The organism is Spiroplasma endosymbiont of Cantharis lateralis (genome assembly GCF_964030855.1).
GTDB lineage: Bacteria > Bacillota_I > Bacilli_A > Mycoplasmatales > Mycoplasmataceae > Spiroplasma_A.
On record NZ_CAXIQF010000008.1, the window covers coordinates 31031 to 47661 of the forward strand.

14 protein-coding genes are annotated in these 16631 nt (G+C 26.1%); 1 reads left to right on the top strand and 13 read right to left on the bottom strand.

Translation table 4 applies throughout. From position 1 onward, the window contains the following. Positions 1-18: 18 nt before the first annotated feature. The 11 genes from AAHM99_RS02410 to oppB all read right to left on the bottom strand — a co-directional run bounded on the left by AAHM99_RS02410 (position 19) and on the right by oppB (position 14232). Entirely contained in the window at positions 19-360 is a 342-nt protein-coding gene (locus AAHM99_RS02410; RefSeq protein WP_339030415.1) for a hypothetical protein, read from the bottom strand. Then, the gene (locus AAHM99_RS02415; RefSeq protein WP_342275178.1) at positions 360-1217 is read right to left on the bottom strand and encodes a MurR/RpiR family transcriptional regulator; all 858 of its coding nucleotides are present in this window, start codon (positions 1215-1217) and stop codon (positions 360-362) included. The genes AAHM99_RS02410 and AAHM99_RS02415 overlap by 1 nt, the downstream gene beginning before the upstream one ends. Positions 1218-1220: 3 nt before the next feature. Further along, complete coding sequence (locus AAHM99_RS02420) at positions 1221-2066, bottom strand: hypothetical protein (RefSeq protein ID WP_342275179.1); 846 nt, start codon at positions 2064-2066, stop codon at positions 1221-1223. 151 nt (positions 2067-2217) lie between these two features. Continuing rightward, positions 2218-3213 (bottom strand): ABC transporter permease, encoded by a 996-nt coding sequence (locus tag AAHM99_RS02425; protein WP_342275180.1) that lies wholly within the window; start codon positions 3211-3213, stop codon positions 2218-2220. A 3-nt stretch (positions 3214-3216) separates the two neighbouring features. Further along, positions 3217-4509 (bottom strand): ATP-binding cassette domain-containing protein, encoded by a 1293-nt coding sequence (locus tag AAHM99_RS02430; protein WP_342275181.1) that lies wholly within the window; start codon positions 4507-4509, stop codon positions 3217-3219. A 13-nt stretch (positions 4510-4522) separates the two neighbouring features. Further along, positions 4523-5458 (bottom strand): alpha/beta hydrolase, encoded by a 936-nt coding sequence (locus tag AAHM99_RS02435; RefSeq protein WP_342275182.1) that lies wholly within the window; start codon positions 5456-5458, stop codon positions 4523-4525. 71 nt (positions 5459-5529) lie between these two features. Then, positions 5530-7935, bottom strand: a complete 2406-nt coding sequence (locus AAHM99_RS02440) for an ABC transporter substrate-binding protein (protein ID WP_342275183.1) — start codon at positions 7933-7935, stop codon at positions 5530-5532. 21 nt (positions 7936-7956) lie between these two features. After that, a complete protein-coding gene (gene oppF, locus AAHM99_RS02445; RefSeq protein WP_342275184.1) occupies positions 7957-10119 on the bottom strand; it encodes an oligopeptide ABC transporter ATP-binding protein OppF in 2163 nt (720 codons plus the stop codon). A 4-nt stretch (positions 10120-10123) separates the two neighbouring features. Next, positions 10124-12013, bottom strand: coding sequence for an oligopeptide ABC transporter ATP-binding protein OppD (oppD, locus tag AAHM99_RS02450; protein ID WP_342275185.1), 1890 nt, complete (start codon positions 12011-12013; stop codon positions 10124-10126). 10 nt (positions 12014-12023) lie between these two features. Next, positions 12024-12986 carry an oligopeptide ABC transporter permease OppC gene (oppC, locus tag AAHM99_RS02455; protein ID WP_339030398.1) on the bottom strand — a complete coding sequence of 321 codons (963 nt, stop codon included), beginning with the start codon at positions 12984-12986 and terminating at the stop codon, positions 12024-12026. Between the two features lie 13 nt (positions 12987-12999). Further along, complete coding sequence (gene oppB / locus AAHM99_RS02460) at positions 13000-14232, bottom strand: oligopeptide ABC transporter permease OppB (protein WP_342275186.1); 1233 nt, start codon at positions 14230-14232, stop codon at positions 13000-13002. 68 nt (positions 14233-14300) lie between these two features. On the opposite strand from oppB, the gene AAHM99_RS02465 reads away from it, so the two are divergent. Continuing rightward, positions 14301-14783: a hypothetical protein gene (locus AAHM99_RS02465; RefSeq protein ID WP_342275187.1), complete on the top strand. Its 483-nt coding sequence runs from the start codon at positions 14301-14303 to the stop codon at positions 14781-14783. 173 nt (positions 14784-14956) lie between these two features. On the opposite strand, the gene AAHM99_RS02470 is transcribed toward AAHM99_RS02465, so the two are convergent. Both AAHM99_RS02470 and ftsZ read right to left on the bottom strand, forming a co-directional pair. Further along, on the bottom strand, positions 14957-15118 hold the full coding sequence (locus AAHM99_RS02470) for a hypothetical protein (RefSeq protein WP_339030392.1): 162 nt from the start codon (positions 15116-15118) through the stop codon (positions 14957-14959). 219 nt (positions 15119-15337) lie between these two features. Beyond that, positions 15338-16618, bottom strand: a complete 1281-nt coding sequence (gene ftsZ / locus AAHM99_RS02475) for a cell division protein FtsZ (RefSeq protein ID WP_342275188.1) — start codon at positions 16616-16618, stop codon at positions 15338-15340. Positions 16619-16631: the final 13 nt, after the last annotated feature.

Sequence of the window (16631 nt, forward strand, 5' to 3'; positions counted from 1 at the left end):
TCTTTTTTCTATTACTTACTATTTTTTATTTAGTTTATTAATAATTTCTTCTAAATACTGATCAATTTTTTGATCTTTATTATTAATAAAATATTCATGTTTAGCTAAAAAGTCTTGTAAATATTGACTAAATTCCAATGGATTTTTATTAATCTTTTGCAATGTTAACTCTATTTCTTTTTTAAACTCATATGCTAAATTAATTGATTTAGATATTATTATCTCTGAATTTTTTCTTGCAATTTCATAAACATTTTTGGTTCTTTGCAATCCAATTTTTGTATATTCTTCCTTGTTTTTATAGCTTTCTAGTTCTTTTTCTAGTAACTTGATTTTTAACAATAATTCTGAATTTTCCATTATAATTTTCCCTCAAAATTTCAATTTAATGATATCTCTGCTGTTTTTTTGAATTTCTCACGATATTCTTCATTTTTGCTAACAATTATATTAATAATTAAGTCAAAAATAATCATCTCTCCTGGAACAGATGAAATTGAAGGATATTTTATTTTATCATTGCTAATTGTTTGTGTTTCTATTATGTGGATTTTATTAACATCTATATCTTTTTCCAATTGTTTAAATGTTATTTCTTTATCAGAAGTTAAAACTAAAATTGGAATATTTTTATTACATGTTCACTTGATTGATTCAATAATTTCTTTTGTTCATCCTGTTCTTGTAATAAAAATTACAAAATCATTTTCATCAAAAAAGATTGCTCTTTGAACATAATTGTGAATATTTGAAACAGCTTGTGCCATTATATTAATTCTTGATAAATTTAATACAAAAGAACTTGCACTTATTTGTTGTTGTTCTATTCCAAAAATCATTACTCTTTTTGAAGAGTAAATTTTTTTAGAGACCAAATCAATTTCTTCATTATCAATACTGTTTAAAGTTTCATTAATTGTATAAATTGCTGCACCTCTTACATTATGAATAATTTCTTCAATTGTATTGTCTTCTCCTAATTTATAATAACCTCCTTGCATTCTTGACTTTTCATAAACAAACATCTGTATTGCTTTAAATGATTTAAATCCTAGTTTCTGACATACTCTTGTCATAGTTGATGGACTTACGTTACTCTTTCTTGAAACCTCTTGTATTGAGTTACTACAAAAAAATTCTGGATCATTATTAACCAAATTTAATATTGAGCTTTCTGTTGAGTTTAGCTTTTTGTCTTTTGAATCAATTATTTTCATCCCTTAATTACCTCTTTTTTTTATTTTTGTTAGAGAGAATTTTTTAACATGAATAGAATTATTTTTTAATTCTTTAATATGTTGATCTCTTAACTGGTTTAATTGTATTATACTAGAGCATTTTTTAATTTCTTTAATATAATCAGTTGATAATTTTAAAACAACACTTGTTCCATAAACATCAACTTTTTTTTGCTTCACTTTTAATATTATAAATGTTATTAAACAAAAAGATAAGATTAAAATTAAACTATAAGTAATAATAAAAGGAATAGCTAAATTTCCTCCCAACCTAAAATCTACTTTATATAGTTGTTCTTCTCCTAAACCTTCATATACTAAATCCTTTGCATTTACTCACCCTGCTTGCATAACATTAAGCATATATCTTTGAGGTAAAAAATATAAAATAAAATTTAGCCAAGTTATTTTTGCAACAACTTCATAAGGAAAAGCACATCCTAACAAATTATAAGAGAATATATAAATTAAAGAAACATAAATTGAGCCAACTACTGTTGATTTTACAAACATAAATATTGCGTAACTAATTAAAACACAAAGCAATCATAAACTAATGGTTCCTGTAATAAACATAGCTCAATTAACTGAAGAGAATAACGTTCTTTGATCTTTAAAAAATATTAATGTTAAACCCATTAATAAAACTATAATACAGAAGTTAATTGTAAAATTTGCTAATATATTTGCTCCTGGTTTTATAAAACCATTTAATCCTGTATTATTAATTCTTTGGTCAAACCCTGTATTCTTGTTATTTGAAAGTGCTCTATGAAAAGTATGTATGCCATTTCTTACAATTAATGCTCCAATAGCTGAGGAGAACAAGAATGGGTTATTACCTTTAAAAAGTAATCATATAAATAAAGTAAAAATAACAAGAAAAACTCCAAGAAACATATTTAATGGAGAATAAACAAAAGTCTTTAAAGATAAAATATAAAGGTCTTTAAAACTCTTAAAATTATTATTTACTTTTTTATATTTTTTTTGAGTCATCATTCCTATTTTTTTCCTTTACTTTATTTTCTCTTTTTTTCGCTTCTATTATTAAATTTTTAACTTCAATAATTTGATTTAATTCTTCAATTGAATTAGCTTTTTTAATACTATAAATAATTGAGATATGTTTTAAATTAGTTGGATACTTTTTAAGTAATTTCTTTTTATATCCGAATGTCTTTTTCAATAATAAGACCAATCAAATTGTCAATAATATTAATATAATCAATGAGACTAGATAAGGAATTCAAAAGTTACCATTGTAACCAAACTGATTTGTTTTCATACCAATATCATCTGCTCAACCAGAGGCCATAATATTTAAAAAATATCTTTGAGGAAGAAAGAAACCTATTATTATAATCGGTTTATTTTGCTCTAATAAAGTTCAAGGTATTCCTAATCCTAGTAAAAACATTGGTAAAAAGTAGAAAAGATTAGCTATTACAGATGCTCATTCATAACTTTTTGCATGAAAAACTATTATTAAAGCAATTAGATTTGACGAAATTGCTAGAAGAAAGAAACCTAAAAATAGAACTGGTCAATTAACATTAACTATTTCTCGTCTTTGGTCTGGAAATAACATGCTAATTGCAAACATAAATATTGCCACTAAGATATTAACTATTTGACTAAATAAAATAATAATGGAGAATACAAATGTCTTTGAAACTTTAGTAGAAAAGAGACGTTCAAGAAACATAGAGGATTTAAAATCATAAATAGTTTTTACAAGATTAAATAAACAGTTTCTAATAACACTAATACCAATAGCACTTGCAACAATGAAATTATCAACTACTAAATCCTTATTGCCTGTTCCTGTTCCTGCATTTTTAAAAGCCAATCATACAACAAGAGTAATTGTTGTAATTATTCAACCTGAAAAAACTACAAATAAGTCCTTTTTATAATTTGATAATTGCATTGCAAAAATTATTTTAAAAGCACTTCAATTACTCTTATTCATATTTTACCCCCTCTTTATTTTTTGTTTCTTTTCTAGTCTTTGTTGTTTTTTTACTCATTTACTCTCTAATTTCATTGATTTAATTTCTTCTTGAATATATTTTTTCTTTAATGAAGAAAGTTGTTCCAATTCTTTTTTTGATAATTGAGCTGTAAGTTCAGTTGCGTAAACAATATACTTATTTGATTTAAAACTATTATAAAGATCTTCTTCTAGAAAATTAAAGAATTTTTCTGTTTTCTTAAAAAAAGCTAATGCAGATTTTTTATACTTTACTTTGATATCTAACTTAGTAACTTTTTTTCTAGTTCTTTTAAATATCTTAATAGCCATTTTTGTATGTAATAAAACTTCTTCAATATTTCTTCTATTAATAGCTGTTGATAATAAACTAACTAAAACACTTTCCAACTCGTTTAAATGATAGTTAATATTTCTGATATAAACTATATTTGATTCATGCTCATTGCCTATATTTTTCTCTAAAAAATAATCATATTGTTCTTTAAATAATTTTCTATTTTCTTCAAATTTTTTTAAAATAGGTTTAAATAACGGATCTGGTTTAACCTTAATTTCTTGTTGACTAATAGCATCCATTATATTTAGTGAGTACTTTTCGAAAGTTAAATTTTTCTTTCAATCTGTAATATGATCATCAGAAATTATGAAACCATTATCTAAAACGATTACCCTTTCACAAAGCAATTCAAAAGTTGAATCATCTGGTGAAATAACAACAAATGAGGCTTCATATTTTTCCTTATATTCTTTTAAGAATTTTAAAATCTTAATTTTAAAATCTAGACCAATTGAAGATGAAACTTCATCTAGAACAACTAATCTTGGTCTATTAATAATAGCTAAAGCAATCGAAAATAATTGTAATCAAGAGGTATTACATGATGTCAATGTTTTTTCTCATCTCAAATCAATACCAAATACTTCTACAAGATTATCTATTCATTCTTTATCTTGTATATCATTAATATGCTTATATAAATTAAAAACTTCTTTTACAAGAAAACCTTCAGGTCAAGTTGTTTGTCTAAACTGAAATCCAATATTTGCCATAACATTTTCATTATTAAAATTATATTGAATAATTCCCCCAGATTGTTTTATTTGACTAGCTATTAATCTACCCAAAACACTTTTTCCAGATTGATTGGGTCCAATGATTGCTAATCCTTCACCTTTATTGATTTTCAAATTAATTTTTTTAATAACTCAATTTTTTTTATTAAATATTTTTGAAACATTTTCCAAAGAAACAGTTACTTCACTATTTTTCATCTTTTTATCCCTTCTATTTTTTATTTACAAAATTTTCAACAAGCTTCCAATACATTTCAGTATGTAAAACTTGAGTTCTTATATGTTCTCCTGTTAAAAAAATATGTAAAGCATCTTTTATTTTTAAAACTTTTCTTAGATTATAAAATTTTTCACTGTCTTGATAATCTGTTACCTTATCTTTTTTAGAATGTAAATAGAGTATTGGAAAAGAAGTTTTACACAATGGAATTTTATATGATATGGTGTCTGCTTCAATATTTATTTTATATTTATCATTATATACTTTATAAACCCCTTGTAAAATTTTATCTAAAAAATTACCAATAAGTGCTCCACCAATTGTATTTATCACTCTTTCCAAAACTTTTGCTGCTTCAAAATATGGAGAGTCAGCAACAGCAAATTTAATATTATATTTTTTAATATTGTTTGAAATTGCAATTCTATTAACTGTATGAGCTCCCATTGAAAAACCAATTAAAGATATTTCTTTTGTTGAAAAATTTTTTTTAACAAAATTTAAAGCACTTAATAAATCTTTTTCCTCATTAATACCCATTGTAATAAGTGCATCATCAGATTCACCATGATTTCTAAAATCAAATGCAAAAATATTATAGCCAAACTTATTAAAATAGTAACTTGCAATTGCAGATGATTCTTTTGAAGACGAAAAACCATGACAAGCAATAATTCATTTTTTAGTTTTTTTCTTATTTAAATGATATATCCCAACAATATTTTTTGAGTCAAAAGATTTGAACTCGACTTTTTTAAATTCCTTAATATCAAGATTTAAAATTTCCTGATCATGTGTTTGTTCAAAAATGGCCTGTTGATATAAACTCAATAAGTTTAAATAACCGTTATTTTTATATAAATCATGATTTTGACGATTACGATTATTTATTAAACTTATAACTTTTTCAATTAGTATATTATTCATAATTTTTCCTCACTTACTAAATAGTATAAAAAAAATCTACAAATTTGTAGATTTTTTAAAACTTTTATTAATTATTTACTTTGCTCTTTTCAATGAGCACCTTGTCTTTTTAAAGTTCAATTGTCTGCAATAGCTATTTTATCATTTAAATATTGTTGATAAGCAGCTTGTCAATCTTCTTTTGATAAAAGTTTTGAGTTAATTTTAGCATTATAATACTTAAATTGACCTGTACCAAATGCTTCATATGATTTTGTATAGGGTGCTAGATGATTAACTGTTCAAACAGTTGGCATTCCCTTTGTATATAAAGTTAATGTTAAAAAATCTTTATATAATAATTGTGTTTCTGTTTCAGCAAATTCTTTAAATCTTTGTTCAGTTTCAGCAACATTTAAATCTGTAGATTCAAAACTATTTGAATATGTTTCATATGATTTTAATAATGCCTTTGTAGCACTATTTTCTTCATTTGGCTTTTCTAAAGATCTTGCATAAAGTTTTTCAGTTGTTATATTATATTCTGAATCATCATTTGCATTATCTTCACTTGCTGCTGCTTTTGATTTAAATAATCTTGAAGTTCCAGTATAAGCACCATAAGGTCCTCATAGTGTCATTGTTTCTAAAAAGCTTGATGGGTCTTTATAGTCAGGTGATCAACCACTTATAAATAAATCAGTTGCCCCTCTTGAACCATTTGTTCTATATTCATCTGTTGATGAAAGAACTTTAGTTTGTACAAAGATTGGATTATTTTTAATTTCATTAAATTTTTTAAACATCATATTTAAATATGGATTTAATGAGTTGTTATTTGATGGACTTAATATAAGTTTTAAAATAACTTTGTCCTCTGATTTTCCTTTTACTTTTCTTTTTTTAATATTGTTCAAAGTAATATATTCATTTATATTTTTAATTAATTCTTCATTAGTTTTTCCTGCTAACTCTTCTGATTTATTGAAGTAAGAATCTTTACCATCTTTTAAACTTCAATCAGCATCAGTAGAAGTTACAGTTGCACCATTTTCACTAATTAGTTCATCATAACTATCAGATACATATTGTGTATAATCTTTTGCACCATTACTTGCAACACCATAACCTGTATATGTATTTCTTAACATTTGTGATGGTTCTCCAACTTCATCAATTGTTTTTGAAAAAAACCTAACAAAGTCAGTTCTGTCTAAAGCTGTTGATATAAATGTTCTTGCATCAATTGATTGAAGCAATTTTGAAGCATCTAGTGCTTTTTCTCTTTCCTCAGGTTTTAATGAATTATCATCAATTTCTGAATTATAGTAGTTGTATACTAATAGAAATGAACCAGAAGCATCTGGAGAAGAGACTGGATATGCACCTTCAAATTTAGGATTTTCATATGACTCTTTACCTTGACCAATATAATTATTTCAACCTTTTAAATCATCTGATTTTAATTCAAATCCTGTTGTTGAACCTGATTCAAATAAAATTCTTTCTTTAGTAGCAGATGCATCATCAACATAGTTATATTCTAAAGTTTTAATATTAGTACTTTCTTTTAATACATAGTGTTCATTTTTTTGTAAAATAATTTTTCCATTTGGATTAGCTTGAGTTGGATAGTAAGAAGCATTATACATTGCTTCTTTAAAATCTTTAACATCTCCCTTTTCTGCTGTAAAAATTGGTGAGAACACTGAATATGTTAATAAACTTTCAAAATATGGTGCCTTTTTAGTTAAGTCAAAAGTAAGCAATTCTTCATTGTCAATGCTTACAGTAATTCCAAATTTTTCAGGATCATTACTTCATATTTTATCTCTTTCAACTTTTATGGCTGCATTTAATTTTGCAGTATCTTCAGGAGTTTTTTTACTATTATCATATTCTCTTTGAGCATTTGTAATCCCCTTTTGAATTTCAGCAGCGCCTTTAATAAATGATGTTCACAATGAAGCAACATCTGAACCATTTTTTGGATTTAAAGCAAATCAAGCTGCTTGTCTAACTCCTTCAATAACTGAAGCTTTTCCCTCTCCAGTTTTAGTTTGATCAGAAGATACTTTACCATTTTCATCAACTATTTTTCCTTGATAATTAACTCAAGTCATAGGTCTTGTTTTATAAGTCCATTGTTGACCTTCCTTTTTCATATCACCTACATAAGAATAATGTGTATCTGATTGATTTTGCTCTTCTCCATATTCACTTTCAACAAGTGAACCATAGATTCTACCATATTGATCTGTTGATAAAAATGTATCAAATGAGTTAGCTCAAATTCTTGAATCTTCTGCTTGCATTGAATATGCAGTATTTCAACTTGTTACATTTGATGTATAAATTGATTTGAATACATCTGTGCTTACAGCTCTGTCCATTAAATAATTTAAAGAAGTTGCACAAGAAACAACAGAAGATGAAACCAATGTTGTTGTTAAGCCTAAACCTAAAAGCCCTAATGTTTTTTTAAATAATATTGACATTTTATTCTTCCTTTCGTTGTTCTATTTTTTTACTAATTTTTTAATTTCTTTAATTTCTCTTTTATTTGCTCATACAAAATGGTCTTTTGTAATCTCTTTAAAATATGGTAAGTCAAATATGTAGTCACTGTGTTCTTTTTCTGGATCATAAACAACCAGTTTAGTACTTTTTGCAAGTTCAGGTTCTGGTATTGGAATTGCAGAAAGTAAAGCCCTTGTATAAGGATGAAGAGGATTTTTAAATAATTCCTCTGCTGGTGCAATTTCAATTATTTGCCCATGATAAATAACAGCAATTCTATCAGCAATATGGCGAACAACAGATAAGTCATGAGCCACAAATACATATGTTATTCCCAATTCTTCTTGGAATTTTTTAAATAAATTTAATACTTGAGCTCTTATTGAAACGTCAAGAGCTGAAATTGGCTCATCTGCAACAATAATTTTTGGTTGCATTGCTAAACTTCTTGCAATTCCAACACGTTGTCTTTGCCCTCCTGAAAATTCATGAGGATATCTTGATAAATGTTCAGGTAATAATCCTACTGAATTAACAAGTTTTAAGATAATATGTTTTTTAACTAAAGCTGGAGTTGCTTGATCTAAAGTAATTTTTTCATTTGGATTTTCTTGATTATATTCTGTTACATATAATTCCTTTGCCTCTTCACCTTTGTAAAGTTCGGGAAAGTTTTCCATTCCTTCAGCAATAATTTCTTCAATAGCCATTCTATCATTTAATGAAGAACTTGGATCTTGAAAAATCATTTGAATGTTTTTTCTATTAATTCTTCTTTGTTTTTTTGATTGACTTTCAAAGAAATAAGAATCTTTAATAATTTCATCAATTGAAGGTAAATCTAGAAAATCTGTTAATTCAACAAATGATTCAATTTCTTCTGGTGTGTAAGTATTTTCAATTCCTTTTCAAGCATAAAAGTTTTCGATAAGTTCTCTATCCTTAATTATATTTTTTTCAATTATTTTTGTAATATAACTAAATTCTTTTTTCAGTTCTTTTAATTTAACATCAGTTATTTTTGATTCATCTGTAGCTAAATTTTTTAATTCATTTTCAAAATCAGTATTTTTTAATTTTGAAACTAATGAATTTATTTTAGGTGTTATTACTTTCTGTTCTGAAAGTGAATTTAAAATCTCTTTACATGCAGCTACATTTAAGTTTTTACGAGATCAAAAATCTGTAATAAAGTATTCTAATTTCTTATATTCCTTATCATTTGAAGGTACACCATTTGCCTTCATAATTTCAAATTGTTTTTTACACTCTTCAAAGAATTCATTTCTATTCACATAAATCAATTTATTATAATAATTAATAAACTCTTCTCTTTTTCTCATTGGAGATGAGAGTGCATGTAATTGAAATTGTAATGATTTAGCTCATGAAAGTTTTGATAAAAATTCTTTATGATTATCAGTAATAACCTTTCATAAACTTATTAATTTTTTAAATACTAATTCCAATTTTTCTGGTGGAACGTTATCAATTTCATCTCTATAATCAGAAATTTCTTGAACCTTTAAATAAATTTCATCAGCATTTTCTTTAATTGATATAATAGCTTCTTTAGTTTCTTTTAACTTTGATAAAACAGATCTTTCAAGTTCCTTTGAAATTTCTGGAATATAAGAGTGTAAATTATCAACAAACTTAATCATTCTATCTTCATTTTTAATAATTGAATTTATATATTTTAAATTCTCTAAAATAATTGCTTTTAAATAAGCTAACTTAGAGGTTTTAGTTTGTAATTCAAGATCTTCTTGAGTTAGCACTCTTGGATTATTAGTATAGTTTTCATACAATCCTTTCAATCCATCAATTCTAGCTTGAATTTCTCTTGTTGTAATATCCATTTTATATGACATATTTTCAAGTTTTTTAAAAATTTCTTTATTTAATTTATATAACCTTGTTGGGCTACCAGCAACAATATTATCTTCCATATAGATTGCACCATCTTTTAATGGTTGCACTCCAACAATAGCTCTACCAATTGTGGTTTTACCACTTCCTGATTCTCCTACTAAACCAAATATTTCACCTTTATAGATATCAAAACTAGTTTCTTTAACAGCTCTAAATTTTTTACCTTTAACACGGAATTCAATTACTAAATCCCTAATATTTAAAAGTACTTCTTTATTTGTTGACATAGTTTTAGCCTACCTTTTCTGATTCTTTTATTGTTTTGCGTAAGTTGTTTAAGACATTTGGTTTTTTAACTTTTGGAGAACGTGGATCTAATAATCAAGTTTTTGCAAAGTGAGTTTCACTAACTTTAAACATTGGAGGTTGCTTAATATAATCAAGTTCTAATGCAAATTTATTCCTTGGAGCAAATGCATCTCCAACTATTTCATTGAATAATGATGGTGGAGTTCCTTCAATTGAGAATAAATCATCTCCCTTTTTACCTAATTGAGGTAATGAAGATAATAATGCTCAAGTATATGGATGTTTTGAATCTTCAAAAATTTCTTTTGTTGTTCCAACTTCCACAATTTGTCCAGCATACATAACAGCAACTCTATCGGCAATTTTAGCAACTACTCCTAAGTCATGAGTAATGAATACAACTGAGAATTTATATTCTTGTTGTAATTCTTTAATTAAATCTAATATCTGAGCTTGAATTGTTACATCAAGTGCAGTTGTTGGTTCATCACAAATTAATATTTTTGGTCTTGATGCAAGAGCAATTGCTATAACAACTCTTTGACGCATTCCACCAGAATATCTACCTGGAATATCTTTAAAACGTTTTTCTGGATTTGGAATTCCTACTTTTCGTAAAAGTTCTATAGCCTCAGCTTTTGCATCCCTTCTACTTAAACCAACTTGTTTTCTTAAAACCTCAGTAATTTGAAAACCTACTGGTAATAATGGGTTTAATGAAGTCATTGGATCTTGAAAAATTGTAGAAATTGTTTTTCCTCTTAATTGTCTAATCTCTTTCAATGCTTTTACTTTATTAACTAAATCAGAATTTTTAATTCTTTTTCAGTCAACTAAAATATTATGAAAATGATCTTTATCCAAAGTTTTTGTTTCAATAATTGATAAACAAATATCTCTTAATTCATTTTCAAATCTTTTTAAATGATCTTTTGAGTGGAAGTAGTTTAAAATAAATTGTTTTTCTACTTCATCTCATTCAGTATTATTTTCAATAAAACTTTCTATCATTGAAGCTATTTTTGAGACTTGATGTCTACTTTTCATATTAAGTGGTTTTACCTTATTAATATCAATTTCTAATTTTAAAATAGATTCAAGTTTTGAATTTATTAACTCATCTCTTACTAAATTATCATTAATAATTTTTAATGTTTCTTCTGCAGCTTTAATTTTTAATTCTAATTTTATTATTTTATTAGCTGTTCTATTATTTCCACTAAAACCAATATTTTCTTGAACTACATTTAACTGAGTTTTTAAAGTTTTTAACAGTTCATTTTGTTTAGTGATATTATTTTGCTTGATTAGTAAAATTTCATTATCTTCTAACAAGCGAGAATTTAAATCCTCTGTTAATTCTTGTAATTCTTGTTTAGTTCTTAATAAGACTAATTCATTTTGTTCTGATTCAATTTTATTTTCTAATCTTAGTTTTTTTAATTCTTGTTTTTCTAAATTTTCTCTATATTTAGGATTTAATTTGTATAAATGTTTAATTTCTTTAAACAATTCTTTTATTTTTTCATTATTTATTTTTGTAACATTTTTAATTACATCTTTTGATATTAAAGGACTTTGTAAGTTAACAATATCAATTGGCTCTTTAAAATATGCTCCTTGATCATCAATTGATCCTTGAGTTGGTCGATAAACAATTGAACCATTACTTACTCATCCATTAGCTTCTAACATTCCTGTAAAAGTTTTTGTAATAACTGATTTACCACTTCCAGATTCACCAACAATTGCCAAAATTTCTTGGTCATAAACATCTAAATCAACAGTTCTGATAGCAGTTAAAAAATTACCTCTAACTTGAAATTTAACTTCCATGTCACGAACAGATATAATTCTATTTTCTTTATTCATAATTTTTTTCCTATCTATGTGTTTTAGGATCTAATGAATCGGCAAATACTTTTCCAGCTAAGAAGAATAATAATGATATTCCCCCAACAAAAGCTACTGGAATAATTAATAAGTGAGGAAACACTTCCCAATCTGAACCAGATAATAATTCATTTAGAATTGACCCTAAAGATGCTTGATCTAATGTATTTGTTACAAATCCAAAGTTATAATATGCCAACAATGAATCAATGGCAATTGCTGATGGAATTGCAAATGTTGATGTTTGAATAACTATTGGTAAAATTTTTGGCATTACATTTTTTCTAATAATTTTTGAACTAGGTGTTCCTAAAACTCTTGAAGCTATATTATATTCAGCATTTCTTACAAGCATAATTTGTACTCTAATAACTGAAGCCAAAGCAATTCAACTAGTTATTGAAATACCAAATATTAAAACTGGAATTGTTGTAGTTCCTCCAAATAAGAAGATAACAATTAGTCATAAAATTAATGATGGTATTAGTGTTAAAAATCTAGTGACTTCAATAAATACTAAATCTAATTTTGAAAAGAATCCTCAAATTGATCCTAATAAAATTCCTAATAAGATTTGAATTGATGCAACAAAGAATGTAAATATTAATGTTGTACGTGTACCAATTCACATTTTAGTTCATAAATCTTCACCAAATTTTCCTAATCCAAATACATGCTGTCAGCTTGGCGCTTCAATATCAATTCCTGGTCTTTCAGTTGGAACTGGGTCTTTTCCTATTCCAATTGAAAAAGCCAGTAAAATAATTGCTACTAATAAAAATAATGATATGATAAAAGTTTTTGATTTAAAAACTCTTGCAAATACTGATTTTCAGTAACTGTAAGGTTTATTTGTGATTCTTTCTGATTCTTCGTGCTTAGCACCGATTACTTTGAAGAGAGAATTATCTATAGATTTCATTTCTTCAATAGTATATTGTTTTTGTTCCATAAAAAATTCCTCTCTATTTTGTTAATTTAATTCTTGGATCTAATGTCGCAAGTAATAAATCTCCAATTAAACTCGAAAATACTCCAGCTGATGCTGATACGAAAATATATCCTAAAACAACGAATGTATCTTTATTAGCTACACCATTTAAAATAAATTTACTCATACCATCAATTGACCAGTGTCTTTCAACCAAAATACTTGAACCAAACAATGTTAATACAAATACTTCTGGTAATGTTTTGATTAATCTAATTCCTGCATTTCTAAAGATGTGAACATAAAATACATATTTTTCACTTAATCCTTTTGAAAGTGCAAATTTTGCATAATCTGCTGTCATTTCATCTAAAACGAATCGCCTTGTGTTTACAATAATCATTGGCATAATCAGTAACATTATTCCAATTATTGGCCATATTTTTGTTCCAAACGATGAGCCTTCATAAGTTCCATTTGCTCCAAAGACATAAATCGACATTTTATATAAAAGCGAAATTACTACTAATGCTGGAATAGCACTAATTAATAAACTCGAACCATTAATTGCATTATCTGCTGCTTTTTCTTTATTTTTAGCAGCAAGAATACCCAAAGGTACTCCAATTAAGTAAGATAATGTAACTGCTATACTTCCTATTTTAAAAGAAGTTGGAATTGATCTTTTAAATGCATCTTGAACTAGTGATAAAACTTGTCCCCCACTAGCTTTATTCATAAATACACCTAAATAAAATCACATTACTGTTGGAGTTCCTGCAATATCTCCATTATCTTGAACAATTGGATTAATTATGATTGTTTTTGGAATAAACGGAGTTATGTTTCTCAAATAAATAAACATTTGATTTAACATTGGTCCAGCAACTCCAAATAGTTTCATTCTATTATTTAATAATTTTTCATAACCTGGTGTTCCATATTGAAAATCTGGTCCCAGTTTATCAAGGTTTACATCTGATAAATAAACACCATCAGTTGTAACAAGTCTTAACATTACAAATACAACAGCTACTGCTACATACAATGTAATGAAGGCATATAAAATTCTTTTAAGAGAATATGTGAATAATGGATTTCTTTGCATGAATTCACTAAATGTAGAATTTGAACGTCTAAATCCATTTATAATTTTCTCTTTATGGCTTGTTTTTGTTAACTTTACTTCCTCAGTTAAACTAATTTCATCAAGTAGTTCAAGAATTGAGGAGTTAACTTTTTCAGAGCCATTTGCTTTTTTTTCCATAAATTTATATTATCCTTTCTAAATTTTTACTATTTAAAACCTATATAATGTTTATAAAGGTGTTAAATATGAGAGATAAAAATAAAACAAGTAATTTTAAAAAACTAAAAGATTTACGTGAGCAAGAAAAAATCGCTCACAAACAACAAGTACAAGATAAAATTAGTCAAATTTCTATAGAACCAATTGGTACTCAAACCAGATACATTGATTCTAAGAAACTTAAATGATATGACTACCTTATAGTATTAATTATAAGTTCTGCTTTAATCGGATTAAGTTTCATTCTTGGTATTTTTGCACTAAAAAGTACAGAGAAATCAGAATGAGTAATAACCGCTTTTGCTTTAATTAGTCTTTTAGCTTTTTTAATTACTAATTGAATAAAAAATAGAAAAGTTGCAAGATACTATAATGATATTACAAGAAGATATCAAACTACTTTATCAGAAGATGAAGGATTTTTAAGAAGACTTTCTAAAATATTCCTTTTAATCTGCTTGGTATTGTCTATAACTTCAATAATATTGGCTATTACACTTTGAGTGTAATTTTTTTTATATTCCATAAAAAAAAGAGTGTTTTATTAAATAAATAGTTTAGATTTAATCTTCATCCTAACTGTTTATAAAATAAAATCACTCTTTTAAATATTAAATGCTCTTAATAAAATTGAATTTTTATCTAACAATATCATTTAAAATCTGTTTAATTCTATAAACCTTTACGATCACTCTGCCATGTTTTGTTTTGTAATATTATACATAGCCATTTTAATAATTAGATTCGCATTGTCTTTAAAAAACATATTTTTAAATGACAATGTAGAAAACGCAAAAAAGGCAGTTGGTTTATTGAATTTTTTATAAGTCAATAATTGATGCATTTTTTGATCTCCTTCATCGCCTATTTACATAGTAGCAAAGTGTCTTTAAAAATGCAACTGTATGGGCTATTAAATTAAAAAAAATAGATATTTAAATATCTATTAGTAATTAATTATTTAGATTTTAATTATATTTAAATTTTTTAAAAAAATAATTTAAAAGTGAGTTTATTAAAATTAATTAATTTTAAATTTATTTATTAGAAAATTTTAATTAAATTATCATTTTTTTCTTAAAAATGTTGGGAAATCTCCATCTTCTTCATCCCCAGTTTCTTCAATTTTTTGAGCAACTCTTTCATCACGATTTTCGTAATTATTATTTTGACTTCATTGCCCAGCTCTTTCTTGTGCTATTCTTCTTTCTTCTTCAGTTTGTTTTACAAAATCAGGTCTTTTATCATGATTTGTCATAAATGAAGTTCTTTGATCATAAGCAGTTTCTACAGGCTGAGGTTCTGGTTCATAATTTGAATATAATTCTTGTTGCATAGAAGAATATTGTTCATTTGATAATGAAGGTTTCTTATGAGATATATTTGGAGCTTTATAATCGTCATCAAATCCAGTAGCAATAACTGTAACTATTAGATCATCATCTAAATGTTCATTAATTGCTATACCAAAAATAATATTTACATCTTCTCCACTTGCTTGTTGAACAATATCAACAGCATCATATGCGTCATTTAAAGAAACAGTTTTTCCACCAGTAACGTTAATAATTGCATCCTTTGCACCACGAATTGAAGTTTCTAATAATGAAGAAGTTATAGCTTTATTTGCAGCTTCAATTGCTTTATCTTCTCCAGAACCAATTCCAATTCCAAATAAAGCATTACCTTTACCTTTCATTACAGTTCTAACATCAGCAAAATCTAGGTTAATTACTGCTGGAACTGCAATTAAATCAGTAATTGTTTGTACTCCTTGTTTTAGAATGTTGTCAGCTTCTCTAAATGAATCTTTTACTGGAATTCCACCAATAATTTCTAACAATCTATCATTTGAAATTATAATAATTGAATCAACAAATTTTCTTAATTCATTTAATCCTTGAACAGCATAAGAATTTCTTAATCTTCCTTCAAATCTGAATGGTTTAGTAACAATTGCAATTACCAATGCTCCAGTTTCCATAGCAATTCTAGCTATTTCTGGAGCAGCTCCTGTTCCTGTTCCTCCACCCATTCCAGCAGCAACAAAAATTAAATCTGATCCTTTTAATGATTTTCTAATTTCTTCTTCTGATTCTATGGCTGCTTGTTTACCTATTTCTGGATTTGCTCCAGCTCCCAGCCCTTTTGATACTTCTTGCCCTAAAACAATTTTTGTTGTAGCAGAACTTGCAGCTAAAACTTGTGCATCAGTATTTGCAACAATAAATTCAACTCCTTGAACATTATCGTCAACCATCCTGTTTACAGCGTTACAGCCACCTCCACCAACTCCAATTACCTTAATTTTGGCATTTTGATTTAAATCTAATTTTGTAGACATATTATTTCCCTCA